Annotated in this window: 21 protein-coding genes; 7 read left to right on the plus strand and 14 right to left on the minus strand. The window is 71.2% G+C overall.

All coding sequences use genetic code 11. The annotated features are described in order from the left end of the window. Nucleotides 1-18: 18 nt before the first annotated feature. A complete protein-coding gene (locus ACIA5G_RS36175; protein ID WP_395931570.1) occupies nt 19-1,368 on the plus strand; it encodes an MFS transporter in 1,350 nt (449 codons plus the stop codon). Next, nucleotides 1,368-2,165, plus strand: a complete 798-nt coding sequence (locus ACIA5G_RS36180; protein WP_395931572.1) for a DUF899 family protein — start codon at nt 1,368-1,370, stop codon at nt 2,163-2,165. The genes ACIA5G_RS36175 and ACIA5G_RS36180 overlap by 1 nt, the downstream gene beginning before the upstream one ends. On the opposite strand, the gene ACIA5G_RS36185 is transcribed toward ACIA5G_RS36180, so the two are convergent. Together ACIA5G_RS36185 and ACIA5G_RS36190 are read right to left on the minus strand one after the other, a co-directional pair. Beyond that, on the minus strand, nt 2,128-2,961 hold the full coding sequence (locus ACIA5G_RS36185; protein WP_395931574.1) for a uroporphyrinogen-III synthase: 834 nt from the start codon (nt 2,959-2,961) through the stop codon (nt 2,128-2,130). The two genes, ACIA5G_RS36180 and ACIA5G_RS36185, sit on opposite strands and share 38 nt — an antisense overlap. Further along, nucleotides 2,954-3,922 (minus strand): helix-turn-helix transcriptional regulator, encoded by a 969-nt coding sequence (locus tag ACIA5G_RS36190; protein ID WP_395931576.1) that lies wholly within the window; start codon nt 3,920-3,922, stop codon nt 2,954-2,956. The genes ACIA5G_RS36185 and ACIA5G_RS36190 overlap by 8 nt, the downstream gene beginning before the upstream one ends. Nucleotides 3,923-3,985: 63 nt before the next feature. On the opposite strand from ACIA5G_RS36190, the gene ACIA5G_RS36195 reads away from it, so the two are divergent. Next, nucleotides 3,986-4,381, plus strand: coding sequence for a DUF3224 domain-containing protein (locus ACIA5G_RS36195; RefSeq protein ID WP_395931578.1), 396 nt, complete (start codon nt 3,986-3,988; stop codon nt 4,379-4,381). A gap of 9 nt (nt 4,382-4,390) precedes the next feature. Then, a complete protein-coding gene (locus tag ACIA5G_RS36200) occupies nt 4,391-5,494 on the plus strand; it encodes a DNA glycosylase AlkZ-like family protein (RefSeq protein WP_395931580.1) in 1,104 nt (367 codons plus the stop codon). Nucleotides 5,495-5,498: 4 nt separating this feature from the next. Here ACIA5G_RS36200 and ACIA5G_RS36205 read toward each other — a convergent pair whose 3' ends face one another. From ACIA5G_RS36205 to ACIA5G_RS36250, 10 genes are all read right to left on the minus strand, one after another. After that, complete coding sequence (locus tag ACIA5G_RS36205; RefSeq protein ID WP_395931582.1) at nt 5,499-6,602, minus strand: uroporphyrinogen-III synthase; 1,104 nt, start codon at nt 6,600-6,602, stop codon at nt 5,499-5,501. Then, a complete protein-coding gene (nirD, locus tag ACIA5G_RS36210) occupies nt 6,599-6,943 on the minus strand; it encodes a nitrite reductase small subunit NirD (protein WP_395931584.1) in 345 nt (114 codons plus the stop codon). The genes ACIA5G_RS36205 and nirD overlap by 4 nt, the downstream gene beginning before the upstream one ends. After that, nucleotides 6,940-9,444: a nitrite reductase large subunit NirB gene (nirB, locus tag ACIA5G_RS36215; RefSeq protein ID WP_395931586.1), complete on the minus strand. Its 2,505-nt coding sequence runs from the start codon at nt 9,442-9,444 to the stop codon at nt 6,940-6,942. Before nirB ends, nirD begins: the two co-directional genes overlap by 4 nt. 1 nt (nt 9,445) lies before the next feature. Next, nucleotides 9,446-10,837 carry a nitrate/nitrite transporter gene (locus ACIA5G_RS36220; RefSeq protein ID WP_395931588.1) on the minus strand — a complete coding sequence of 464 codons (1,392 nt, stop codon included), beginning with the start codon at nt 10,835-10,837 and terminating at the stop codon, nt 9,446-9,448. Beyond that, nucleotides 10,834-12,261 (minus strand): FAD-dependent oxidoreductase, encoded by a 1,428-nt coding sequence (locus ACIA5G_RS36225; RefSeq protein ID WP_395931590.1) that lies wholly within the window; start codon nt 12,259-12,261, stop codon nt 10,834-10,836. The genes ACIA5G_RS36220 and ACIA5G_RS36225 overlap by 4 nt, the downstream gene beginning before the upstream one ends. Then, nucleotides 12,258-14,306: a molybdopterin oxidoreductase family protein gene (locus tag ACIA5G_RS36230; RefSeq protein ID WP_395931592.1), complete on the minus strand. Its 2,049-nt coding sequence runs from the start codon at nt 14,304-14,306 to the stop codon at nt 12,258-12,260. Before ACIA5G_RS36230 ends, ACIA5G_RS36225 begins: the two co-directional genes overlap by 4 nt. 141 nt (nt 14,307-14,447) lie before the next feature. Further along, nucleotides 14,448-15,245: a TIGR02569 family protein gene (locus ACIA5G_RS36235; protein ID WP_395931594.1), complete on the minus strand. Its 798-nt coding sequence runs from the start codon at nt 15,243-15,245 to the stop codon at nt 14,448-14,450. Between the two features lie 144 nt (nt 15,246-15,389). Further along, nucleotides 15,390-16,565: an adenylyltransferase/sulfurtransferase MoeZ gene (moeZ, locus tag ACIA5G_RS36240; RefSeq protein ID WP_395931596.1), complete on the minus strand. Its 1,176-nt coding sequence runs from the start codon at nt 16,563-16,565 to the stop codon at nt 15,390-15,392. Nucleotides 16,566-16,658: 93 nt separating this feature from the next. Continuing rightward, nucleotides 16,659-17,819, minus strand: a complete 1,161-nt coding sequence (locus ACIA5G_RS36245) for a DUF3152 domain-containing protein (RefSeq protein WP_395931598.1) — start codon at nt 17,817-17,819, stop codon at nt 16,659-16,661. Nucleotides 17,820-17,899: 80 nt separating this feature from the next. Further along, nucleotides 17,900-18,913, minus strand: a complete 1,014-nt coding sequence (locus ACIA5G_RS36250) for an alpha/beta fold hydrolase (RefSeq protein WP_395931600.1) — start codon at nt 18,911-18,913, stop codon at nt 17,900-17,902. A gap of 78 nt (nt 18,914-18,991) precedes the next feature. On the opposite strand from ACIA5G_RS36250, the gene ACIA5G_RS36255 reads away from it, so the two are divergent. Then, nucleotides 18,992-19,618 (plus strand): TetR/AcrR family transcriptional regulator, encoded by a 627-nt coding sequence (locus ACIA5G_RS36255; RefSeq protein WP_395931602.1) that lies wholly within the window; start codon nt 18,992-18,994, stop codon nt 19,616-19,618. A 95-nt stretch (nt 19,619-19,713) separates the two neighbouring features. On the opposite strand, the gene ACIA5G_RS36260 is transcribed toward ACIA5G_RS36255, so the two are convergent. Both ACIA5G_RS36260 and ACIA5G_RS36265 read right to left on the minus strand, forming a co-directional pair. Continuing rightward, nucleotides 19,714-20,628 carry an alpha/beta fold hydrolase gene (locus ACIA5G_RS36260; RefSeq protein WP_395931604.1) on the minus strand — a complete coding sequence of 305 codons (915 nt, stop codon included), beginning with the start codon at nt 20,626-20,628 and terminating at the stop codon, nt 19,714-19,716. Next, the gene (locus ACIA5G_RS36265) at nt 20,625-21,533 is read right to left on the minus strand and encodes a diiron oxygenase (RefSeq protein ID WP_395931606.1); all 909 of its coding nucleotides are present in this window, start codon (nt 21,531-21,533) and stop codon (nt 20,625-20,627) included. The genes ACIA5G_RS36260 and ACIA5G_RS36265 overlap by 4 nt, the downstream gene beginning before the upstream one ends. 55 nt (nt 21,534-21,588) lie before the next feature. On the opposite strand from ACIA5G_RS36265, the gene ACIA5G_RS36270 reads away from it, so the two are divergent. Together ACIA5G_RS36270 and ACIA5G_RS36275 are read left to right on the plus strand one after the other, a co-directional pair. Further along, nucleotides 21,589-22,356 (plus strand): TetR/AcrR family transcriptional regulator, encoded by a 768-nt coding sequence (locus ACIA5G_RS36270; protein WP_395932262.1) that lies wholly within the window; start codon nt 21,589-21,591, stop codon nt 22,354-22,356. Then, nucleotides 22,353-22,670: a DUF4873 domain-containing protein gene (locus ACIA5G_RS36275; RefSeq protein ID WP_395931608.1), complete on the plus strand. Its 318-nt coding sequence runs from the start codon at nt 22,353-22,355 to the stop codon at nt 22,668-22,670. Before ACIA5G_RS36270 ends, ACIA5G_RS36275 begins: the two co-directional genes overlap by 4 nt. The last annotated feature ends 20 nt before the right edge of the window (nt 22,671-22,690 follow it).

The following is a 22,690-nucleotide window of genomic DNA, read 5'->3' on the forward strand; positions in this document are numbered from 1 at the left end:
CCCCGTAGGGAGAAAACCGTGTCCGTTGTTGCGCTACCCCCTGCCCGTTTCACGCCGAGACAGCGTGCCGTCCTGGTCGTCCTGCTCGGCGCCGGTTTCCTGCTGTCGATCGACTTCTCGATCCTGAACGTCGCGTTGCCGCAGGTCGGCGCGGGTGTCGGGCTCGACCTGACCGCGTTGCCGTGGGTCAGCACGGCGTTCGTCCTGCCGGCGGCCGGCTTCACCCTGGTGTGCGGCCGGCTCGCGGACCTCGCCGGGCGCCGGCGGATGTTCCGGTCCGGCATGGCGCTGCTCGCCGCGGCGTCGCTGCTGGGCGGCCTCGCCACGACCCCGGAGCTGCTGCTGACGGCCCGCGCGCTGCAAGGCTTCGCCACCGCGATGACCCTGCCCTCGGCACTGTCACTGCTCACGACGTCCTTCACCGAAGGCGCCGCCCGGGACCGCGTCCTCGGCCTGAACGGCGCGCTGCTCTCCGGCGGCTTCACCGTCGGCGCGCTGGCCGGCGGCACCCTCGTCGGCCTGCTGAGCTGGCGTGCGGCGTTCTTCATCAACGTCCCGGTGGCCGTGGCCATCCTCATCGCGACGCCCGTCCTCATCCCTGAATCAACCGTGGCCGGCCGCGCACGCCCGGACCTGCCCGGCGCGCTGACGGTCAGCGGCGGCCTGCTCGCACTCGTCTACGCCGTCATCGTGTCGAGTCTCCTGGCGGCGATCGCCGCGGTGGTGCTGCTGACCGCGTTCTGGCTGATCCAGCGACGCTCGCCCGCACCGCTGGTGCCGCCGTGGATCCTGGCCCGCCGCACGGTGAAGTGGGGCAACTTCGCCGGGCTGGCGCTGTTCGCGATGGAGCCCGCGGTGATCTTCGTGACCACGCTCTACCTGCAGCGGATCCTGGGCCTGTCGCCGCTGGCCACCGGCCTGGTCTTCGGGGTACCGGGCCTGGCTTCCGTGGCCGCGGGTGTGCTCGCCGGCCGGGCCATCGGCCGCTTCGGCAGCCGTGTGCTGCTGGCCGCCGGACTCACCGTCCAGGCACTGGCGACCCTGCCGCTGGTGTTCCTCGGCCCCGACCGGACCGCGCTGCTGATCCTGGTCCCGGCCCTGTTCGTCGGGTTCTTCGGGCACGTGGCCGCGATCGTGGCGTACACGGTCACCGCGACGTCCGGGCTGCCGGACGAAGAGCAGGGCCTGGCCACCGGCCTGACGTCGATGACCCAGCAGGTCGGGATCACCGTAGGGATTCCGGTCCTGAGCGCCGTCGCCGCGACGCAGGCCGTCGAGCTCACCGGCCTCCACCTCGCGCTGGGCGCCGCCGTGGCCGTGACGCTCGCGAGCGTCGTCCTGATCACCACCAAGCTGAAGGAGCCGTGATGACCGTCGTCGACCGCGAGACGTTCCAAGCCGAGCTGGATCGCTTGCGCACCAAGGAAAAGGCACACACCCGCGAAGGCGACACGATCGCCGCGGCCCGGCGCCGCCTGCCGATGGTCGAGGTGGACGCCGGCCTCGAGCTGCTCGGGCCGGACGGGCCGGTCACCCTGCTCGACACGTTCGAGGGCCGCCGTCAGCTCATCGCCTACTACTTCATGTGGAACCCGGGCCGTCCCGCGCCGGAGCAGTGCGAGGGCTGCACGTTCTACACCAACCAGGTCGCGGAGCTGGCCAACCTGCACTCCCGCGACATCACGTTCGCCGTCTTTTCCCAGGGCCGCAACGTCTCCACCGCCCCCGCCGATGCGCAGACGTCGTATGCCGAGAGCCTGCGCTACCGCGACTTCATGGACTGGCGCATGCCCTGGTACTCGGCGCAGCCGTCCCTGGACACGCTCCTGGTCGGGCGACAGAAGGGGCTGTTCCACCTGGTCTGCTACCTGCGCGAGGGTGACCGCGTCTTCGAGACCTACTGGACGAACCGCCGTGGCGTCGAAGCGATGGACAACAGTTATGCGTTGATGGACCTCACGATCCACGGGCGCCAGGAGTCCTGGGAGGACTCACCGGAAGGCTGGCCGCAAGAGCGCACCAACGTCCGGACCGACACCGGCGCGCCCACGTGGACACCCGGGCCGGGCCGCCCCCTCACCCAGTGGCCGCGGCTCGCGGCCGGACGCTCGGACAACCTCGGCACGGCTACGGCTTCGGAGCAGCCACCCCACCCGTGCCACTGAGGGTGGTGACCAGCAGCTTCACCAGCGCGCCCAGGCGCTGTCGGTCCGGTTGCAGCGTGGGTACCCCGGCTTCTTCGAGGGGCGCCGCCGTCACCGGGCCGACGCAGGCGCACACCAGCGGGCCGCGCAACGCTGTCAGCAGCTCGTCGTGCCGGCCGTAGTCCCGGGCCAGGGTGAGGAAGTTGGCCGCCGCGGGGGCGCTGGTGAACGCGAGTGCGCCCAGCTCGCCGGCCACGGCCGCGTCGATCAGGTGGTGCACCGTCGTGACGTCCGGCGGTGAGTACCAGCGGTACGGCTGCACCGCCAGCAGCTCGGCCCCGGCGCGCACCAGCGGGTCCGTGTGCTCCGGCAGCGGCGTGCCGTGCAGCTGGACCGCCACCCGCGCGCCGTTGATCCCGGCGCCGGCCAGGGCCCCGAACAGCTCCGCGTTGCTCTCCGAAGCGGCCGAATAGGACTCGCGCAGCCCGGCGCCGCGGACCGCGCCGACGGCCTTCGGGCCGCGCGCGTAGATCCGGGACTCGCCCAGTGCCGTCACCAGCCGGTCGTGCAGGCCCCAGTCCCGGGCCGCCGCCAGCCAGCCGCGGAAGCCGGCGCCGGTCGTCACCACGGTGAAGTCCACCCGGCCGGCCAGCACGGCTTCGGTGCCCGCGCGCAGCTCGGGGTCGGCGTCGAGCGGCACGATGGTGATCGTCGGCGCGTGCCGGACGTCCGCGCCGTGGCGTTCCAGGGCCTCGATGAAGTCCTCGGCCCGCCGTTCGGCCGTGACGCCGATCGTGATGCCGCTCAGCTCACCCATAGATCGCACCCATCCGCTCGATCGCTTCGGCCAGCTCCGCCCGCAGGTCCGCCGGTTCGACGACCTCCAGGTGCGGCCCGAAACGCAGCAGCTCGCCGATGGCCGGTTCACCCGGCTCCACCGGCAGCTCGACGGTGAGCCAGCCGTCCGCGTCGGGCTCGTTCCGGCACTCGCGCAGCGCGCGGGCGCCGACGGAGCCCGCGTAGAACGGTACGAGAGCCTGCGCCCGCGGCGACAGCCGCACCACGGCGACGCGCGGGAACATCCGGCGTTCGAACTGCTCGGACCACTCCTGCCAGTACGTCGCGAGGTCGAACCCGGCCGGCCGCTCGAACTCCTCGCCGAGGTCTGTCAGCTCCAGCACGCGCGAAATCCGGTAGGTCCGGTCGGTGCCTTCGCAGCGGCCGGCGAGGTACCAGTTGCCCGCCTTGAGGATCAGGCCGAGCGGCTCGACGTCCCGTTCGACGACCCGCTGGCCCCAGCGTTCGTAGCGGATCCGGATCCGGTGGGACGACCACACGGCATCGGCGATCGCGGACAGCACCGGCAGGCTCTCGATGCCCCGGTGCCAGCCGGGAACGTCCAGGTAGAAGCGCTCGGCGACACGTCCGGCGCGGTCCCGCAGCTCCGCCGGCAACGCGGCGTAGAGCTTGAGCTGGGCGGCGGCGAGGACGGTGCCGAGGCCCAGCTCGGCCGCGGCCACCGGCAGCCCGGCCAGCGACAGCGACTGCGCCTCTTCCTCGGTCATCCCGGTGAGCCGGGTGCGGTAACCGTCGACCAGCCGGTAACCGCCGGTCCGGCCGCGGTCGGCGTACACCGGGACGCCGGACGCCGAGAGCGCGTCGATGTCCCGGTACACCGTGCGGACCGAGACCTCGAGCTCCTCGGCCAGCTCGTCCGCCGTCATCCGGCCGCGGTTCTGCAGCAGCAGGAGGACGGACAGGAGGCGGCTGGCGCGCATGGATGTCAGTCTGGCAGAAATACCTGACACAAGCTGACAGGTATCACTGACAGGGTGACTCCCATGAACGAGTTCATGACGAAGAACTGGGAAGAAAAGATCGTCAGCGGCGTCGAAGGTGGTCCGCGGGTGGCCTACGCGCACGTCACGTTCGCCTACGAAGGCGTCATCGAGGGTGAGTCGATCTGCGACCTTCTGCTGTACTACGCGGGCGAAGGCTACAACAGCGGGCAGACGACATCGCCGAGCTTCGAGCGCTTCGAAGGCAAGGTCGACGGTCGCGAAGGGACGTTCATCGTGCGCCACGAGTACACGTTCGACGACAAGGGCTTCACCTCGACGTTCAAGGTCGTCCCCGGTTCGGGCACCGGCGGGCTGGCCGGCCTGACCGGCGGCGGGACCGCCGGCGGCGCAGCCGGCGTGGACAAGGTGGGTTACACGTTCGAGTACGCGTTCTAGGAGTCGCAAGTGGACCGTCGCCAGGTACTCGCCTACCGCATCGCCGAGCACGGCCTGCACCGCACGTCGGGGGACGCGGCCGACCTCGCCGTCGTCCGGGCCGGGCTGCAGGACAGCATGCGCGACACCGCGCTGCTGGCCGCCGTGGCCCGGCTCGACGGCCCGGTGTCCCTCGTGGACGATTCGCGGCTCGTCCTGGCCTGGACGCTGCGCGGTGCGCCGCACTACCACCTCCGCTCGGACCTGTCCGAGGCCGTCAAGGCGCTGATCCCCCTCGACGACGCGGACGCGCTGGCCCGGATGCTGTGGCAGCGCAAGGAACTGGCGGCGACGGGGCTGGCCGCGGCCGAAGTGGTCTTCACGGCGGCGGCCGCCCTCCGCGACGCGGTCAAGGAGCCGATGACGAAGGGCGCGGTCTCGACGGCGGTGACGAAGCGGCTGCCCCCGGAGTTCTCGCGCTGGTGCCGCGGCTGCAATGCGACGCACATCCACGAGCAGCTGATGCGGATCGCGACGCCGCACGCGGGCGTCCGCCTGGTCGCCGGCGCTTCCCCGGCGACGTTGGCACCGCTGGAAGGCCGAGGCCGGATGCGCCGCACCCCGGACGCCACCGCGGCGACCGCCGTGGTCTCGTCGTACTTGCGCCTCAACGGCCCGGCCTCGCCGGGTGAGGCGGCGGAGTTCGTCGGGACGGCCCGCGCGGTGGTCGACCGCACGTGGCCGGCCGACCTGGCTGAGGTGGACGTCGAGGGGAAGAAGCGGTACCTGCCGGCGTCTTGTGTTCCGGCGTTGGAGAACCCGCCGGAGCCGGACGTGGTGCGGCTGCTGCCGCCGCTCGACCCGTTCATCCAGGCGCGGGACAAGACCCTGCTGGTCCCGGACGCGGCACGCCGCAAGGAGGTCTGGAAGATGCTGGGCAACCCGGGAGTGCTGCTCGCCGAGGGCGACATCGCGGGAACGTGGCGCACGAAGGGCAGCGGCGCAAAGCTGGCGTTCACGGTGACGGCGTTCGACCCGCTTCCCCCGGCGGTCCGGGAGGAGACCGAAGCCGAGGCAGCGCGGGTCGCGGCGGCACGGGGTTTCGAGAAGCACACGGTCACCTGGGCCGGCTGACCGGTCAGGCATCCACCGCCAGCCGATACCCCCGCTTCACCACCGTCTGCACCACCCGCCCCCCACCCAGCGACGTCCGCAGCCGGCCGATCGCCGTCTCCACCGCGTGCTCCTCACCACCGCCCGGGAGCGCCGCGATCAACTCCCGCCGCGAAACCACCCGCCCCGGTGACGCTGCCAACGCCCGCAGCAACGCCATCGGCGCCGGTGCCACCTCGCACCACTCGCCGTCGACGATCGCCGCTTGGCCGCGGAGTTCGAGGCTGCGGCCGCCCGCCTGCAACCGGGGTGACCGCGCGACGAGGGTCTCGGCCACCGTGCGGGCCAGCGCGCCGATCCGCGCGCGGATCGGCTGGACCGTCGGCACACCCAAGGCCGCCAGCGGACCCGCCGTGATCGGGCCGACACACGCCGCCACCACCGGGCCCGAAAGCGCCGAAATCAACCCCGGCAGCCGACCCGTTCGGCGAGCCAGCGCAATGAGCGACGCGACCGCAGGCGCGCTCGTGAACGGCAGCGCGTGGATCGACCCCTCGAGCACCGCGTCCAGCAGCCGGTCCACCGGTCCCGGGTCGACCGGGCCGACCCAGCGGTACACCGAGATCTCGATGACCTCCGCCCCGGCCGCGCGCAGGGTGTCCACGAAGTACGGCAACGGCTCGCCGTGCAGCTGCACCGCGATCCGCATCCCCGCGACCCCCGACGCGAGCAGGTGCTGCAACAGCTCCGCGTTGCTCTCCGACGCCGGCGAGTAGTCCTCCGAAAGCCCGGCCGCGCGGATGGCCCCGGTCACCTTCGGCCCGCGTGCCAGCAGGGACGCGGAAGAAAGCCGGGAAAGCAAGGCGTCACCCAGCCCCCAGCCCTCGGCCGCCTCGAGCCAGCCGCGGAAGCCGATGCCGGTGGTCGCCACGACCGCGTCCACCGGCGACTCGAGCAGTCTCGTCGTCGCTACGTGCAGCTCGGTGTCGTCCGTCAGCGGCACGATCCGGATCGCCGGGCCGTAGCGGACGCTCGCCCCCTTGCGCACCAGCAGCGCGCCGAGCTCGTCCGCTCGGCGCGCCGCGGTGATGCCTATGACAAAACCGGCCAGTGGGAGCACATCGGTCACGGTGACTCCACTTCGACCACGCCCTCCCGCACGCGCACGTCGTACACCGGGACAGCCACATCCTCGGCGTCCAGGCACTGTCCACTGTCGAGCGCGAACCGTTCCTTGTAGACCGGCGAGGCGACCACCGGCACCCCGCCCGCGTCGCCGACGATGCCGCGCGAGAGCACCGCCGCGCCACTGCACGGGTCCCAGTTGGACAGTGCGTACCACCGATCACCCGGCAGGTGGAAGATCGCCACCTGCACCCCGCCGTCGAACAGCGCGGCGACACCCGCGTACTCCGGGACCGAAGCGGCCGGGCAGACCGCCGTCCAGGTTCGTTCGATCGAAGTCGTCATCGCCGCACCTCCGGGACACCCAGCATGACCGGCACCTTCTGCTCCCGCTCCGACCGGAACGAGATCGCCGGGTCGGGCGTGCCCGGCGCGTTGACGAACGAGGTGAACCGGGCCAGCTTCTCCGGGTCCTCCAGCACGCCCTTCCACTCGTCGGCGTAGTTGTCGACGTGCTTGGCCATCGCCGCGTCGAGGTCCTCGCAGATGCCGAGCGAGTCGTCGACGATCACCGCGCGCAGGTGGTCGAGCCCGCCCTCGAGCTCCTCGATCCACGGCGCGGTGCGCTGCAGCCGGTCGGCCGTCCGGACGTAGAACATGAGGAACCGGTCGATGGTGCGGATCAGCGTCGCGGTGTCCACATCGGACACCAGCAGCTCGGCGTGCCGCGGGGTCGTGCCGCCGTTGCCGCCGACGTAGAGGTTCCAGCCGTTTTCGGTGGCGATGATGCCGAAGTCCTTGCTCCGCGCCTCCGCACACTCCCGCGCACACCCCGAAACGGCGGACTTGAGCTTGTGCGGCGACCGCAGCCCGCGGTAACGCAGCTCCAGCTCGATCGCCAGCCCGACGCTGTCCTGCACGCCGTAGCGGCACCACGTCGACCCGACACACGACTTCACCGTGCGCAGCGCCTTCCCGTAGGCGTGCCCGGACTCGAACCCGGCGTCCACGAGCTTGCGCCAGATCAGGGGCAGCTGGTCCACAGTGGCCCCGAACAGGTCGATCCGCTGGCCGCCGGTGATCTTCGTGTACAGCCCGAACTCCTTGGCCACCTCGCCGATCACGATCAGCTTCTCCGGCGTGATCTCGCCGCCGGGGATCCGCGGGACGACCGAGTAGGTGCCGTTGCGCTGCAGGTTCGCCAGGTACCGGTCGTTGGTGTCCTGCAACGTCATCTGCTCGCCGCCGAGCACGTGCCCGTTGCCGAGGGTGGCGAGGATGGACGCCACCGCCGGCTTGCAGATCGCGCAGCCGCTGCCCGAGCCGTACCGCCCGATCAGCTCGCTGAACGTCGCGATCCGCGTGGCCTGGACGATCTCGAACAGCTCCGCGCGCGACTGCGGGAAGTGCTCGCAGAGGGCCTTCGACTGCTCGACACCGCACGCGGTGAGCAGCTTGCCGAGCAGCGGGACGCACGAGCCGCACGCCGTGCCCGCGCGGGTGCACGCCTTGATCTTGGGAACGGAGTCGCAGCCCTCGTCGTGGATCGCCCGCGTGATCGCACCCTTGGACACCGCGTTGCACGAACAGATCTGCGCCGCGTCGGGCAGCGCGTCGACGCCGACCGCCGCGCCGCCGCCCGCCGGGGCGAGGATCGCGCCGGGCTCGGCCGGCAGCGGACGGCCGACCAGCGCACGCAGGGTGTTGTACTCGGTCGCGTCGCCGACCAGCACCCCGCCGAGCAGCGTCTTGCCGTCGTCGGTGACCACGAGCTTCTTGTACGTCCCCGCGACCGCGTCGTTGACGGCGACTTCCAGCGCGCCCTCGGTGGCCGCGTGGGCGTCCCCGAACGACGCGACGTCGACGCCCATCAGCTTCAGCTTCGTCGACGTGTCCGGCTCCGGGAACGTGCCCGAACCGCCGGTCAGCTGCGCGGCGACGATCTCGGCCATCGCGTACCCGGGGGCCACGATGCCGTACACCCGACCGTCGACGGCCGCGCATTCGCCGATCGCGTACACCGCCGGATCGCTGGTGCGGCAGGAGGAGTCGACCAGCACCCCACCACGCGGGCCGACGTCCAAACCGGACTGCCGGGCGAGGTCGTCCCGCGGCCGGACACCCGCCGAGAAGACGACGAGGTCGACGTCCAGCTCGGTGCCGTTGCCCAGCTTGGCCAGCAGGCGGCCGCGGTCGGCTTCGATGGCGTCGGTCGACGTTCCGGTGTGGACGGTCACGTCCAGTGAAGTGATGAGCCGCCGCAGCAGTGAGCCACCGCCTTCGTCGACCTGCAACGGCATCAGCCGCGGCGCCATCTCGACGACGTGCGGGGAGAGTCCCATGTCCCGCAACGCCTTGGCGGCCTCCAGGCCGAGCAGGCCACCACCGATGACCACGGCCGCGCGCCGCCCGCGTCCCGGACGCACGGCCGCCGCGCGGATCGCGTCGAGGTCCTCGATGGTCCGGTAGACGAAGCAGCCGGGCAGGTCGTGGCCGGGCACCGGCGGGACGAACGGCCGTGAGCCGGTGGCCAGCACGAGCGCGTCGTACGAGACCGAAGCACCCGAGGCGGTGGTCACGACCTTCGCGGCCCGGTCGACCGAGGTGACCAGTTCACCGAGCCGGAGGTCCACAACGGAGTCACCCGCGTAGTCCGAGCCCGGCAGCGCGAGCGCCGCGGGGTCCCAGGTGTCCACATAGGAGGTGAGCGCCACCCGGTCGTACGCCGGGCGCGGCTCCTCCGACAGGACGACGATGTGCCAGCTCCCCGAAGGGTCTTCCGCGCGCACCGCCTCCACGAGCCGATGGGCGACCATGCCGTGTCCGGCGACGACCAGGGTGGGCATCTCAGACCTCCGCTCCCGCGAGCGCCAGACCGCGCTCACTCGTGGGCTGTTCGGCGGGCTTGCGCAGGTAGACCGCCCAGGTGACGGCGAAGCACAGCCCGTAGAAGACCAGGAACCCGACGAAGGCGGGCACCCCGCTCTTGGCGTCCGCGAACGACTGCCGGAACGCGAGGTTGATGAACAGGCCGCCCTCGGCGCCGATCGCGCCGGCCAGGCCGATCAGCGCACCCGAGAGCCGCCGGGCCTTGAGCAGCTCGGCCGTTTCCTCGGCGCCGTTCGAGATCGCGACCTTCGCCTTGGCCCGGAAGATCGCCGGGATCATCTTGTACGTCGAGCCGTTGCCTACGCCGGCGAGCACGAACAGCACGATGAAGGCGATCGTGAAGAGCGTCAGGGACTTCGACGTCGACGCGAGGATCAGCACGACGGTGGCCAACGCCATCCCGATGAACGTGAAGAAGGTGATCTTGCCGCCGCCGATGCGGTCGGACAGCCAGCCGCCCGCCGGCCGCGAGAGCGAGCCGAGCAGCGGGCCGAGGAACGTCACCGCGGCCGCCTGCAGCGGCGTCCGGCCGAACTGGTTCTGCAGCACCAGGCCGAAGGCGAAGCTGTACCCGATGAACGAACCGAACGTGCCGACGTAGAGGAACGACATCACCCAGGTGTGCGGGTCCTTGACGACCTCCCGCATCGCCTTGGTGTCACCCTTCACGGTGGCGAGGTTGTCCATGTAGAAGTACGCGCACACCGCGGCGACCACGATCAGCGGGACGTAGACGTAGAGCACGATCCGCGGAGCCGTCGCGCCCGCCGTGCCGATCACCAGGAGCCCGACCAGCTGGATCGCGGCGACGCCGAGGTTGCCACCGCCGGCGTTGAGCCCCAGCGCCCAGCCCTTGTGCTTCTCCGGGTAGAAGGTGTTGATGTTCGTCATCGACGACGCGAAGTTGCCGCCGCCGACCCCGCCGAGGGCCGCGACCAGCAGGAACGTGCCGAGTGACGTGCCCGGGTGCAGCACCACCGCGGCCAGGATCGTCGGGATCAGCAGCAGCACGGCGCTGACGACCGTCCAGTTGCGACCGCCGAACTTCGCCACGGCGAAGGTGTAGGGCAGCCGCATCAGGCCGCCGATCAGCGTCGGCGTCGAGACGAGCAGGAACTTGTCAGCGGCGGAGAAGCCGTAGTCCTTGCCCATGAACAGGACGATGACCGACCACAGTGTCCAGATCGAGAAGCCGATGTGCTCGGCGAAGACCGAGAACCACAGGTTGCGGCGGGCGACCTGCTTGCCGGTGGACTCCCAGAACTCTTCGTTCTCCGGTTCCCAGTGTTCGATCCAGTGCTTTCCTTGATGCGCCACGGAGTTCTCCTTCGTGCGGGTCGGGTTCGTCATTGCGCCGCGAGCCAGCCGGCGATGCCGCCGACGGTGTCGGCACACCCGCCGCAGCCCGTCGTGGCTCGTGTGGCCCGCGCCAGTGCGGGAGTGTCGGTGGCCCCGGCCTTCCAGGCTTCGATCAGCCGGGCCTTGGTGACGTTGTTGCAGCGGCAGATCACCGCGGTGGCCGGCAGGTCGGCCGGGCTGGCCGCCGGGGTGCTGCCGGTGGGGAGCGCGCGGCCCAGCAGCACCGCGAGCCGGTCGTCGGGCAGCAGGGTGCCGCGGTCGTGGAACTGCGTGATGGTCGCGGCCGCGTCGGGCAGGCCGAGCAGGATCGCCCCGGTGACGCGGTTTTCGCGGACGACGAGCTTGCCGTACCGGCCGCCGGTGGGGTCGTTGAAGGTCAGCACCTCGGCGCCGGCGTCGGACGCGTCGAGCTGCGTCTCCCCCAGCGCGGCGAGGTCGATGCCGCGGGCCTTGAGCCGGGTGACCGCCGTCGTGCCGCGGTAGCGGGCGGCGGCGTTCGTGCCGGTCAGGACGTCGGCGAGGACCGACGCCTGTTCCCATGCGGGCTGGATGAGCCCGGCCGGGGCGCCGGGGTGGCGGGCGCAGTCGCCGAGCGCGTGGATGCGGCCGTCGCTGGTGCGCAGCACGTCGTCCACCACGATGGCGCCGTCGACGTCGAGGCCGGCCTCGGCGGCCAGCCGCGTCTCGGCGCGAACGCCGGCAGCGACCACGACCAGGTCGGCCGGGACGAGCGTGCCGTCGTCGAGCTTGAGGCCGTCACCGGGCAGGTAGCGGGCGGCGGTGGCGCCGAACCGGAAGGTGACACCCATGTCGGTGAGCTGCCGGGCCAGCACGTGCCCGGCGGCCGCGTCGAGCTGGCGTTCCATGACGTGCCCGACCGGGTGCACCACGGTCACCTGGTTGCCGCGCCCGGCGAGGCCGCGGGCGGCTTCGAGGCCGAGCAGGCCACCGCCGAGCACCGCGACCGGCGCGCCGAAGCGGGCGGCGTCGAGGATCTTGGCGCAGTCGTCGAGGCTGCGGAACGCGACCACACCCGGCCCGGCTTCAAGACCTTCGACGGGCGGGATCCACGGGTTGGCGCCGGTGGCCAGCACGAGTGCGTCGTAGTCCACGCATGCTCCGTCGCCGAGCTCGACGCAGCGCTTCTCACGGTCGATGCGGGCGACGTCGACCCCGAGCCGCAGGTCGATGTTGTGCCGCGACGCCCATTCGTCGTCGTGGAGCCGGACACTCTCGGCACTCATCCCGCCGGCGACGACGGCCGACAGCAGCACCCGGTTGTAGGCGGCGTGCTTCTCCGCACCGAGCACGGTCAGCCGGACCCGCTCGGCGATCGGGTCGCGGCGGCGGATCTCGTCGGCCAGCCGGGCGCCGGCCATGCCGTACCCGACGATCACGACTTCACGGGGGCTCATGCGGCACCATCCACAGTAGACAGGGAAACGGCACACACCTTGAACTCCGGCATCCGGCTGACCGGGTCGAGTGCCGGGTTGGTGAACAGGTTCGCGCGCTGCGCGCCGGGGAAGTGGAACGGCAGGAAGACCAGGTCGGGCTTCAGCGACTGGACGAACCGCACCTTCGCGACGGTCTCGCCGCGCCGCGACCGGATCCTCGCGGCGTCGCCTTCCTCGAGCCCGGCCCGCTTGGCGGTGTCCGGGTGAACCTCGACGAACACCTCCGGGACGACGTCGTTCAGCTCGTCGATCAGCCGCGTCTGCGCGCCTGACTGGTAGTGCTGCAACACGCGGCCGGTGGTGGCCTGCAACGGGAACTCTTCGTCCGGCAGCTCGGCCGGGCCGGTGTGCTCGACCGGTACGAACCGCGCGCGGCCGTCCGGGTGGGCGAAGGTGTCGAGGAACATCCGCGGGGTGCCGGGGTGGTCATTCTCCGGCACCGGCCAGTGCAGGGCCTCTCCGGCGCGCAGCCGGTCGTAACTGACACCGGAGTAGTCGGCGATCCCGCCCTTGGACGCGATCCGCAGCTCCTCGAACGCCGTCTCGGCGTCGACCGGGAACCTTCCCGAGGGCTGACCGAGCCGCTCGGCGAGTCCACTGAGGACGTCCAGGTCGGACCGGACGCCCGGCGGCGGGTCCATGGCCTTGCGCCGCAGCAGGACCCGGCCTTCGAGGTTGGTGAGCGTGCCGTCCTCTTCGGCCCACTGAGTGACCGGCAGGACAACGTCGGCCAGCGCCGCGGTCTCCGACAGCACGAAGTCCGCGACCACCAGGAAGTCCAAGGACGACAGTCGATCTTGGACACGCTGCGAGCGCGGCGCCGAGACGACCACGTTGCTGCCGAACACCATCAGCGCCTTCGGGCCGCCGTCCTGGCCGAGGGCTTCGAGCAGTTCACTGGCGGACCGGCCGGGACCGGGCAGGCTGTCCGGGTCGACGCCCCACACACCGGCGACGTACTCACGCGCGGCCGGGTCGTCGAGCTTGCGGTAGCCGGGCAGCTGGTCGGCCTTCTGGCCGTGCTCACGCCCGCCCTGGCCGTTGCCCTGGCCGGTGAGGCAGCCGAAACCGGAGCCCTTCCGGCCCGGCAAGCCGAGCGAGAGCGCGAGGTTGATCCAGGCGCCGACGGTCGCGGTGCCGGTGGCGTGCTGCTCGGTGCCGCGGGCGGTGAGGATGTAGGCGTTGCGGGCGGCGGCGAGCTTCGCGGCGGCGAGGCGCATGTCCGCGGCCGAAACCCCGCAGACGCGCTCGGCGCGTTCCGGCCACCACGACGCGGCGATCCGCCACATCTCGGCGAAGCCGCTCGTCCGGTCGTCCACATAGGACTGGTCGAGGTGGCCGTCCGCAACGACGGCGTGCAGGATGCCCAGCGCCAGCGCAAGATCGGTGCCGGGTGACGGCGCCAGGTGCAGGCTCGCCAGCTCGGCGGTCGGGGTGCGCCGCGGGTCGACGACGATCAGGTCGGCCCCGCGCAGGTGCTGGGTGAACGGCGGCATGGTCTCGGCCGGGTTCGCGCCGGCGAGGAGCACGACGTCGGCGTTCTTGAGATCCGTGACGGGGAACGGCATCCCGCGGTCCGCGCCGAAGGCCTTGATCCCCGCGGCGGCGGCCGAGGACATGCAGAACCGGCCGTTGTAGTCGATCTGCGAGGTGCCGAGCGCAACCCGGGCGAACTTGCCGAGCAGGTAGGCCTTCTCGTTGGTCAGCCCACCGCCGCCGAAGACCGCGACCCCGTCGGGGCCGTGGGTCTCCTGCACTTCACGCAGCTTGCGCGCGACGAAGTCGAGGGCGAAGTCCCAGCTCACCGGCTCGAGCGCGCCGTCCACCCGGATCATCGGGGTGGTCAGCCGCCGCGGCGAGGTGAGCAGCGCGCCGGCTGTCCAGCCCTTCTGGCACAGGCCCCCGGCGTTCACCGGGAAGTCCCGCGGCGTCACGCGGGCGCCGTCGAGGCTCATCCCGCACTGCAGCGCGCAGTACGGGCAGTGGGTGTCGACCTGCGGCACGGGCACCTCCTCGGCGTCTCGGGGATTGCCCTGACGCTAAGGAGGCCGTGTTAACCGGATTCGACCGAATGTTTCAGGCAGTTGACATTGCTGCGGAACTCACAGGCCCCGAGTGGTGAGGTGCGTGACCGCCGTCACGGCTCACAGGACGCCGCTGACCTCACGCGCGGCGACACGCAAGCCGTCCAGCGCGGCCTGAGTGGACCGGGGGTTCAACGCGTTCGACGCCAGCCGGAACAACACCGCGCGCAGCAGCAGCTGCGGCCACTCCGGCAGGTGCGCCCAGCGTTCGAGCAGGTCGCGGCTCGCGTCACCCCAGGCCAGGGCGTCCACCGCGACGATCGCCGCGCCGTACTCGCCCGGGCGGTAGTAAGGGACGAAGTCGACCACCCCCGGCGCGGAGTCGCCGTCGAAGAGGAGTCCCGCGAGCAGTTCGCCGTGGGCCACCTGCGAAGGCAGCCGGATCGGGCGCCGGGCGCCGGCGAGGACCTCGAACCAGCGGCCGCCCTTCGTCTCCTCGAGCGGGACTTCGAGCTCTTCCCAGGCGATGCGGTCGGCGACCGCGTCGACGTCCTTGCGGCCGGCGATGAAGTCCGGCCGCGGCAGGCCCATGGTCGCGCGGTGCAGCTTCACCGCCGCCAGCACCGATGCGTCACCCCGGTGCTCGGGCACGCCGGCGACGAAGCGGGACGCCGTCCAGCCGCCGACGATCCAGCGGCCGTCGCTGGATCGGACCGGCTTCGCGACCCGCAGGCCCGGCTCGTGCACGTAGTCGAGCGCGCGGGCCGTCCACAGCGTCTTCGCCTTGTCGGTGACCGGCTTGAGCACGAGGTCGCCGCAGCGCCACGCCGCCGAGTCCGGCATCGGCTCACTGCCGTCGTCGAGGCCGCCGAAGGCCGCGCAGACGTGCGCCGGAGGACGTTCGAGAGTTGTCCGCACAACTGGTGACGGTACCCGGCCGAGTGGTCCACGATCGAGAAGACGCGCTGGTCACGCAGTGTTTTACGACTCGGACGAAACGCCATGAAGGGCACCCTCATGGCCTTAAGAGCCATCAGGGTGCCCCTCATGGGACAACGACTGTCAGTAGGTCGGCAGGCTCGGGTCGATCTGCTTGGCCCAGGCGAGCACACCGCCGCCGAGGTGCGTCGCGTCCTTGAAGCCGGCCGCGTGCAGCGCGGCGAGCGCCTCCGCGGACCGGGCGCCGGACTTGCAGTGCAGCACGATCGGCTTGTCCTGCGGCAGCTCCGCCAGCGCCTCGCCTGAGAGGATCCGGTCCTTCGGGATCAGCGTCGCGCCCTTGATGTTGACGATCTCGTACTCGTGCTGCTCGCGGACGTCGATCAGCGCGAAGTTGTCACCGTTGTCGAACTTGGCCTTCAGCTCGGCCGGGGTGATGGTGCTGCCCGACGCGGCCTGCGCGGCCTCGTCCGAAACCACGCCGCAGAACGCCTCGTAGTCGATCAGCTCGGTGATCTGCGGGGTGTCCGGGTCCTTGCGGATCTTCACCTCGCGGTACTTCATGTCCAGCGCGTCGTAGCTGATCAGCCGGCCGAGCAGCGGCTCGCCGATGCCCGTGATGAGCTTGATCGTCTCGGTCACCATGATCGAGCCGATGGACGCGCACAGCACGCCCAGCACGCCACCCTCGGCGCAGGAGGGCACCATGCCCGGGGGCGGCGGCTCCGGGTAGAGGTCGCGGTAGTTGAGGCCCTTGCCGTTCGGCGCGTCTTCCCAGAACACGCTGACCTGGCCCTCGAACCGGAAGATCGAGCCCCACACGTACGGCTTGCCCAGCAGCACCGCGGCGTCGTTCACCAGGTAGCGCGTGGCGAAGTTGTCGGTGCCGTCGACGATCAGGTCGTACTGCTCGAAGATCTCGAGCGCGTTCGACGAGTCCAGCCGGTCGGTGTGCAGGTGCACCTTGACCAGCGGGTTGATCTCCGCGATCGACTCCTGCGCGGAGGCGGCCTTGAGCTTGTCGATATCGGACTGGCCGTGGATGACCTGGCGCTGCAGGTTCGACTCGTCCACGACGTCGAAGTCGACGATGCCGAGCGTGCCGACCCCGGCCGCGGCCAGGTACAGCAGCGCGGGGCTGCCGAGGCCGCCGGCGCCGATGACCAGGACCTTCGCGTTCTTCAGCCGCTTCTGCCCGGTCACCCCGACGTCCGGGATGATCAGGTGACGGCTGTACCGGGCCACCTCTTCCTTGGTGAGCTCGGCAGCCGGCTCGACGAGCGGCGGCAGTGCTGACATCGGGTCCTCCATCTCGCGGGTGCGTCCATCCCACTATGCACAACACGCGCAGGCAAAAAGAGCTTCCCCCATGCCCAGATGCTGGGAAGACCGCTACGGCGTGGGATTCGGCCAGGCGTTGGGGACGCAGACGCGGCCGTCCTTGGCCACCTTGCCCTTGTCGCCGCCGGGGATGTCGTTGAGCATCGAGACGTAGTCGTCGGAGACGCCGAAGGACTGCTGCATCATCACCGGCGCGGGCTGGCCGTTGCCGCCGCAGCCGACGTGCTGGTTGCCCAGGGCGTGCCCGACCTCGTGGTTGATGGCGTACTGGCGGTACGCGGTCATGTCCGCGCCGAACGCCTTCGCGCCACGCACCCAGCGGGCCAGGTTGATCAGCACGCGGCCCATGCTCTTGCGGTAGCAGGACGCCTCGAAGGTGATCTGGAAGCCGCAGGCGTCCGCGCGGTGCGTGGTCTCGGGCGTGGTGAGGCTCACCTTGAAGGACGGGTTCGGGAAGTTCTTGTCGACGCGCTGCAGCGCGATCTTGCCGTCCCACGTCCAGCTCTTGGGATCGGACAGCGTGCCCTGCACGGCCGCGGCGAAGGCGTCGTCCCCGGCGTAGCTCGCCGGGTCGATCCCGTCCTCGACGTCGACGGTGTAGGTGTACAGCTTCCCGGAGCCCACCTTGGGGCCGTTGCCCGGAACCGTGTGCCACTGGCCCGTTCCGGCCTGGGTGAACGGGCTGCCGTTGGGCAGGTCCGCGGTCGGCACCTTGAGGTCGACCGGCGTGGCCGGGTTCTCCGGGATGCCCTGCTCGCCGTCACCGTCGATGGCGCCGCCGGAGGTGTCGCCGCCGGCGGACTCGACCCCGGCCGGGGCGCCCTGCTCGGCGATCGGCTCGGCCGGGCTGTTCGCGGTGTTGACCACGACGAGCACGGTCAGCACCACGAGGATCGGCAGGGCGTAGACGCGCCAGCCGTAGGTCTTGGTGAGGTTCGCGAGGCCGGACTTCGGGGGGTCCTCGGCCTTCTTGGTCTCCCGCGCCTCGTGGTGCGGTTTCCAGGAGGCGCTCAACGGCTCCGCGCTGGTCCGCCGGCCGCCCGGGCGGTAGCGGTCCTCGGTGACGCGCTGGGCCGGCGTCTTCGACGGGCGGTACTGCCCGGTGCGCGGCGGCTCTTCGGGTTCCGGGGCGCCGTGCGGCGCGCGACGGGCCGACGCGCGGTGGGGAGCCCGCCGATCTTCGCCTCGCGCATCCTGCTTCACCCGGTCCACCGCACCAGGGTGCCACAGCGCCGAGACGCCGCCCTCGGCGACTGGCGGGTCACGCAGCGATTAGTTGTCACCCGATCGGACTACCAAGTACCGGCTTCGACGTGCTCCCACATCCCCAAAACGGCCTTCGCTACGGCGATCGGGCGTTCCATCTGAGCCACGTGGCCGGTGCGCGGAAGCACAAGAAGGCGGGCCTTCGGTAGCGCCCGCGCGGTCCGGACGGCGCGCCGCACGGAGATCACCCGGTCGTCGCGGCCCCAGACGACCAGCGTCGGCGCCCGGACGCGCGGCGCGGCCGCCCAGAGGGACGCCTTCCCGAGCGTCGACCAGGCCCGGAAGATGGCGAACGTGCTGCGGGCCATCGCGGGCGCGGCCCAGGTGAACCCGGCGCGGGCGCCGTGCTCCTCGGTCAGCTCGTCCAGCCGGCTGTCGGGGAACCTCGACGGGTCCGCGAAGCACAGCTTGATGACCTGCGCGGCCCGTTCGCGCGGGCCGAGCGCGGCCAGCTGCGCCCGCACTCGCGCGCCGACCAGCGGCAGGTAGGCCAGCGCCATCCGCGGGTCCGACAGCCGCCGCGGGTCGGGCCGCCGGTCGGGCATCGCGGGTGAGATGAGCGTCAGCGTCTTGACCAGCTCCGGCCGCCGTTCGGCGATGAGCAGCGCGATCGCCCCGCCCATCGAGTTGCCGAGCAGGTGCACCGGCGCGCCGACGGCCTCGATGTGCCGCGCGACGACCTCGGCGTGCGCCTGGAGGCTGAAGTCGAAGCCCGCCTCGGGCTCCGAACAACCGAAGCCGGGCAGGTCGAGCGCGGTGCCGCCGGCGACCGGCGCGAGCAGCGCGGCGAGGTCGGTCCAGTTCGTCGACGAGCCGCCGAGCCCGTGCACGTACACGGCCGGCACGCCGTCCGGGCCCGGGGTGCGGCGGACGTTGAGGCGGGCGGTGCCGACTTCTTCGAAGGTGGCCGGCCAGGGCGGCAGGACCGGGTCCAGGGACGGCAGTTCCCTGGTCGAGAGCGGCACGTGCGTCAGCGGCGCCCGCGTGGAAACGGGGGTGTTCACGGATCCAGGATGCCCGACACTTGGCAAGGCATACATACCGGCGAGTAATCTTCAGGACGACTTCACGCGGTGGCGACCCCGCCCGTCGAAGGGTGTGAAGACGGGAGGAAGAGCATGACGGAGATGACACGGCTGCAGCAACGTGGGGTGCGGCTGCCCCGGACCGAGCGCCGGGCCCAGCTCCTCGCCGCGGCGCAGCGGGTCTTCGCCGAGAACGGCTACCACGCCGCCGCGATGGACGAGATCGCCGAAGTGGCCGGTGTCAGCAAGCCGGTGCTCTACCAGCACTTCCCCGGCAAGCTCGATCTGTACATCGCGCTGCTGGAAAGCCACGTCGACGAGCTGGTCAAGCGCGTGCAGAACGCCCTGAACTCGACGACGGAGAACAAGCAGCGCGTCCCGGCCACGGTCGGCGCGTTCTTCGACTTCGTCAGCAACGACGCGGGCGCGTTCCGGATGGTCTTCGAGTCCGACCTGCGCGGCGAGCCGGCGGTCCAGGAAGCGGTCGACCGCGCGACGTCGGCGAGCGTGGACGCGATCACGGAGACGATCACCGCGGACGCCGGTCTCGACGAGGACAAGGCGCGGCTGCTGGCCGTCGGGCTGGTCGGGATGAGCCAGGTCAGCGCCCGGTTCTGGCTGCAGCACCACCAGTCGATGAGCCGCGAGGAAGCAGTGGCCCTGACGGCCAACCTGGCCTGGCGCGGCATCGGCGGCGGCTTCCCCCTCAAGGACTCGTAACGCCCCAATGTGGCCTTCGGTGCGTCAGACGCACCCAAGGCGGCCTTCGGTGCGTCAGACGCAACCAAGGCCGCCTTGGGGCGCTTGGGTCTGGGTCAGCGGGCGGTGACGGCCGTGCGGACCAGCGCGCTGATGCGGCGAGCAACCTCGAAGGGGCGTTCCTGCGGGAGCATGTGACCCGCGCCGGGGTAGCGGACGAATTCGGCGTGCGGCAGCTCGTCCGCGATCACCTTCGCGTGCGCCAGCGGGCAAAGCCGGTCCTGCTCTCCCGCCAGCACCACCGACGGGACGTCGCAGAGCGCGCCCAGGCCGCCGACGCCGCGGTGGGACGCAATGGCGTCCAGGAACAGGCCCGCGCTCGCCGGGTGGGCGCACAACAACTGCTCGACGACGCTGTCCACCTGCGCCCGCCCCGGCCGGTGGCCGAAGACGAGCCGCCGGGCGCCGGAGCGGACCATTCCCGGCCGCAGCCGCAGCGTGTCGGACCGCAGCCGGGCGAGCAGCCGGGCCACCTGCGGCTCGAAGCGCGTCACGCCCCGGCCGACCAGGCCCGGGAACCCGAGCGTGAGCTTGTCCATGTCCCCCGACGACGTCGCGACGAACGCCGCGCCGGCGAGCCGCGAAGCGACCAGCTGCGGGTGCCGTTCGGCGAGCACCATGAGCGTCATGCCGCCCATGGAGTGCCCCGCCAGCACGAGCGGGCCGTCCGGGACGCGGTCGGCGATCAGCTCGGCGAGGTCGTCGGCGAGCCGGGCGATCGACGCCGAACCCGGGCGCGCGTGCGCCGAACCACCGTGGCCGCGCAGGTCGTAGCGCAGCACTCGCACGCCGGGGTCGAGGTGCGGCAGCACGAAGTCCCACGTCCGGTGGTCCTGCGTCCAGCCGTGGACGAGCACCAGCGTCACCGCCGAATCGGCCGGCCCCGACTGCGCAACGTGCAGCGCGGCGCCGTCACTCGCGACGAACCGGTGCACCCTGGCCGGGTTCCGGAGCCGCGACGCGGTGGTCATCGGCCCGCCGGGAGCAGGAAGGACTTGCGCCAGAAGTACTTACCGGGCAGCCCGACCAGGCCGGACTCCTCGAGGAACGGCATGATCTTCTCCCCCGCCCAGGCGATCGTCCCCTGCCAGTTCGGGTTGTTCAGCGCCGCTTCGACGCCGTCACGCGGCCGGATGCCGACCGCCTTGTAGACGTTCGGGTTGATGAACGCCCGCGTCACGAAGTACGAGATGAGCGCGATGATGAACTGCTGGTAGCCGATCTCGGCCTTCGACAGCTTCGCCATGCCGCGCGTGACCTCTTCGCGGGCGAAGGTGACGTGCCGGGCCTCTTCGAGCACGTGGATCCGGTTGACCATCCGGACCAGCGGCTGGATGCCGTCGTCGTTCATCTGCTCGCGCTGCAGCCGGTCGAGCACCTCCTCGGCGACCAGGATCGCGCCGTAGCGCGCCGGGCCGTAGGAGATCGTCGGCATCAGCTTCGCGAGCTTCCGCAGCCACGGCACCGGGCCGTAGGCGGGGCAGCCGATCCGCGACGCCATCCGCGCGAACATCGTCGAGTGCCGGCATTCGTCGGCGATCTCGGTGAGCGCGAACTGCGCGTGCGCGGACGTCGGGTCCTGCTCGTAGACCTCCTTGAGCAGCATCTGCATCAGGAGGATTTCGAACCAGAGCCCGGTGGTGGCGACGCTGGCCACCTCGTGCTTGCCGAGCTCGATGCGCTGCTCGGTCGTCAGCTTGTCCCAGAGTTCGGTGCCGTACAGCGAGGAGCGCTCGTCCGGGATGAACCGCTTGCCCTCGACCAGCGGCGCGGTCCAGTCGATGTCGACGTCGGGGTCGTAGAACTTGTTCGCCGACGACTTGAGCAGCCGCTCCGCGGTCTTGTCGCGATCCGGTTCCTTCAGCGTCCGCGTCATTGCCGACCCACCCTTCCGAAACATGTAACTTGAGGTAACAGTTACCTCTGGTAGCATCCCTCTCGTGATCGAACGTGTCAAGCGCTCCGGCAAGCCGTCCAAGCACTCGTCGCGCGACGAGGAGGCGACCGGCGACGCCCGGCGCGACCGCTGGCGCAAGCACCGGATCGCGCGGCGCAAGGAGTTCGTCGAAGCCGCACTCCGGGCGCTCGACACGCACGGCCCCGACCTCGGCATGGAGGACGTCGCCGCGGAGGCCGGCGTCACGAAACCCGTGCTGTACCGGCACTTCGACGACAAGGCCGACCTCTACGTCGCGCTCGGGCAGCGCGGCACGGAGATCCTCTTCGAGCGGCTGATCCCGGCGATCAACGCCGAGCTCGCGCCGGTGCCGCGGATCCGGATGGCCCTCGACGCGTTCTTCACGGTCATCGAGGAGCACCCGAACCTGTACCGGCTGCTCGCGCACGGCCGGCCGGAGAAGCCGGTCTCGTCCGACGTCGTGGCCGAGGACAAGGAGCTGATCGCGTCGGCGCTCACCGCGCTGCTCGGCGACTACATGCGGATGTTCAACATGGACTCCGGCGCGGCCGAGCCGTGGGCGCACGGCATCGTCGGCATGGTCCAGAACACCGGCGAGTGGTGGCTCGACCGCCACTCGATGAGCCGCGACGCGGTTGTCGAATACCTGACGCAGATCATCTGGGCGGCCATCGACGGCCTGACCCGCCAGAACGGCGTGGTCATCGACCCGAACCAGCCCCTGGAAGCCAACAAGGTGGTCCAGCTGGGCCGCGCCGAGCCTTTGGAGGAGACGTCATGAGCGAGCACGACGAAGACGGCTACAGCGGCGAAGCGACCTTGGTGGTCGACGGCGTCTCGCTGACCACGACGGTCGAGCTGCGCGGCTACTTCCAGCCGATCGACGGCTACTACCGCTGGTACGGCCGCGTGGCCGTGAACGACGAGCTGACCCGCCTGGCGGGCGGCAAGAAGAAGCCGGTTTCGATCCAGGCCGGCGAGCACACGGCGACGGGCGAGCTGTCGGACCCGGACCCGTGGGGCCGGTACCGCATCATGGGCACGAGCACCCCGCCGTTCCACGTGCCGACGACATTGGAAGAACTCAACGCCTGACCAAAGCCGTGAAGGCCCCC

The organism is Amycolatopsis sp. NPDC051758 (genome assembly GCF_044453095.1).
Lineage (GTDB): Bacteria > Actinomycetota > Actinomycetes > Mycobacteriales > Pseudonocardiaceae > Amycolatopsis.

Excerpts from the sequence above, each read along its gene's own strand:
- ACIA5G_RS36180 (WP_395931572.1), top strand. The coding sequence starts at position 1,368 with ATGACCGTCGTCGACCGCGAGACGTTCCAAGCCGAGCTGGATCGCTTG.
- ACIA5G_RS36185 (WP_395931574.1), bottom strand. The coding sequence starts at position 2,961 with ATGGGTGAGCTGAGCGGCATCACGATCGGCGTCACGGCCGAACGGCGG.
- ACIA5G_RS36190 (WP_395931576.1), bottom strand. The coding sequence starts at position 3,922 with ATGCGCGCCAGCCGCCTCCTGTCCGTCCTCCTGCTGCTGCAGAACCGC.
- ACIA5G_RS36195 (WP_395931578.1), top strand. The coding sequence starts at position 3,986 with ATGAACGAGTTCATGACGAAGAACTGGGAAGAAAAGATCGTCAGCGGC.
- nirD (WP_395931584.1), bottom strand. The coding sequence starts at position 6,943 with ATGACGACTTCGATCGAACGAACCTGGACGGCGGTCTGCCCGGCCGCT.
- nirB (WP_395931586.1), bottom strand. The coding sequence starts at position 9,444 with ATGCCCACCCTGGTCGTCGCCGGACACGGCATGGTCGCCCATCGGCTC.
- ACIA5G_RS36220 (WP_395931588.1), bottom strand. The coding sequence starts at position 10,837 with ATGACGAACCCGACCCGCACGAAGGAGAACTCCGTGGCGCATCAAGGA.
- ACIA5G_RS36225 (WP_395931590.1), bottom strand. The coding sequence starts at position 12,261 with ATGAGCCCCCGTGAAGTCGTGATCGTCGGGTACGGCATGGCCGGCGCC.
- moeZ (WP_395931596.1), bottom strand. The coding sequence starts at position 16,565 with ATGTCAGCACTGCCGCCGCTCGTCGAGCCGGCTGCCGAGCTCACCAAG.
- ACIA5G_RS36250 (WP_395931600.1), bottom strand. The coding sequence starts at position 18,913 with ATGTATGCCTTGCCAAGTGTCGGGCATCCTGGATCCGTGAACACCCCC.
- ACIA5G_RS36255 (WP_395931602.1), top strand. The coding sequence starts at position 18,992 with ATGACGGAGATGACACGGCTGCAGCAACGTGGGGTGCGGCTGCCCCGG.
- ACIA5G_RS36260 (WP_395931604.1), bottom strand. The coding sequence starts at position 20,628 with ATGACCACCGCGTCGCGGCTCCGGAACCCGGCCAGGGTGCACCGGTTC.
- ACIA5G_RS36265 (WP_395931606.1), bottom strand. The coding sequence starts at position 21,533 with ATGACGCGGACGCTGAAGGAACCGGATCGCGACAAGACCGCGGAGCGG.
- ACIA5G_RS36275 (WP_395931608.1), top strand. The coding sequence starts at position 22,353 with ATGAGCGAGCACGACGAAGACGGCTACAGCGGCGAAGCGACCTTGGTG.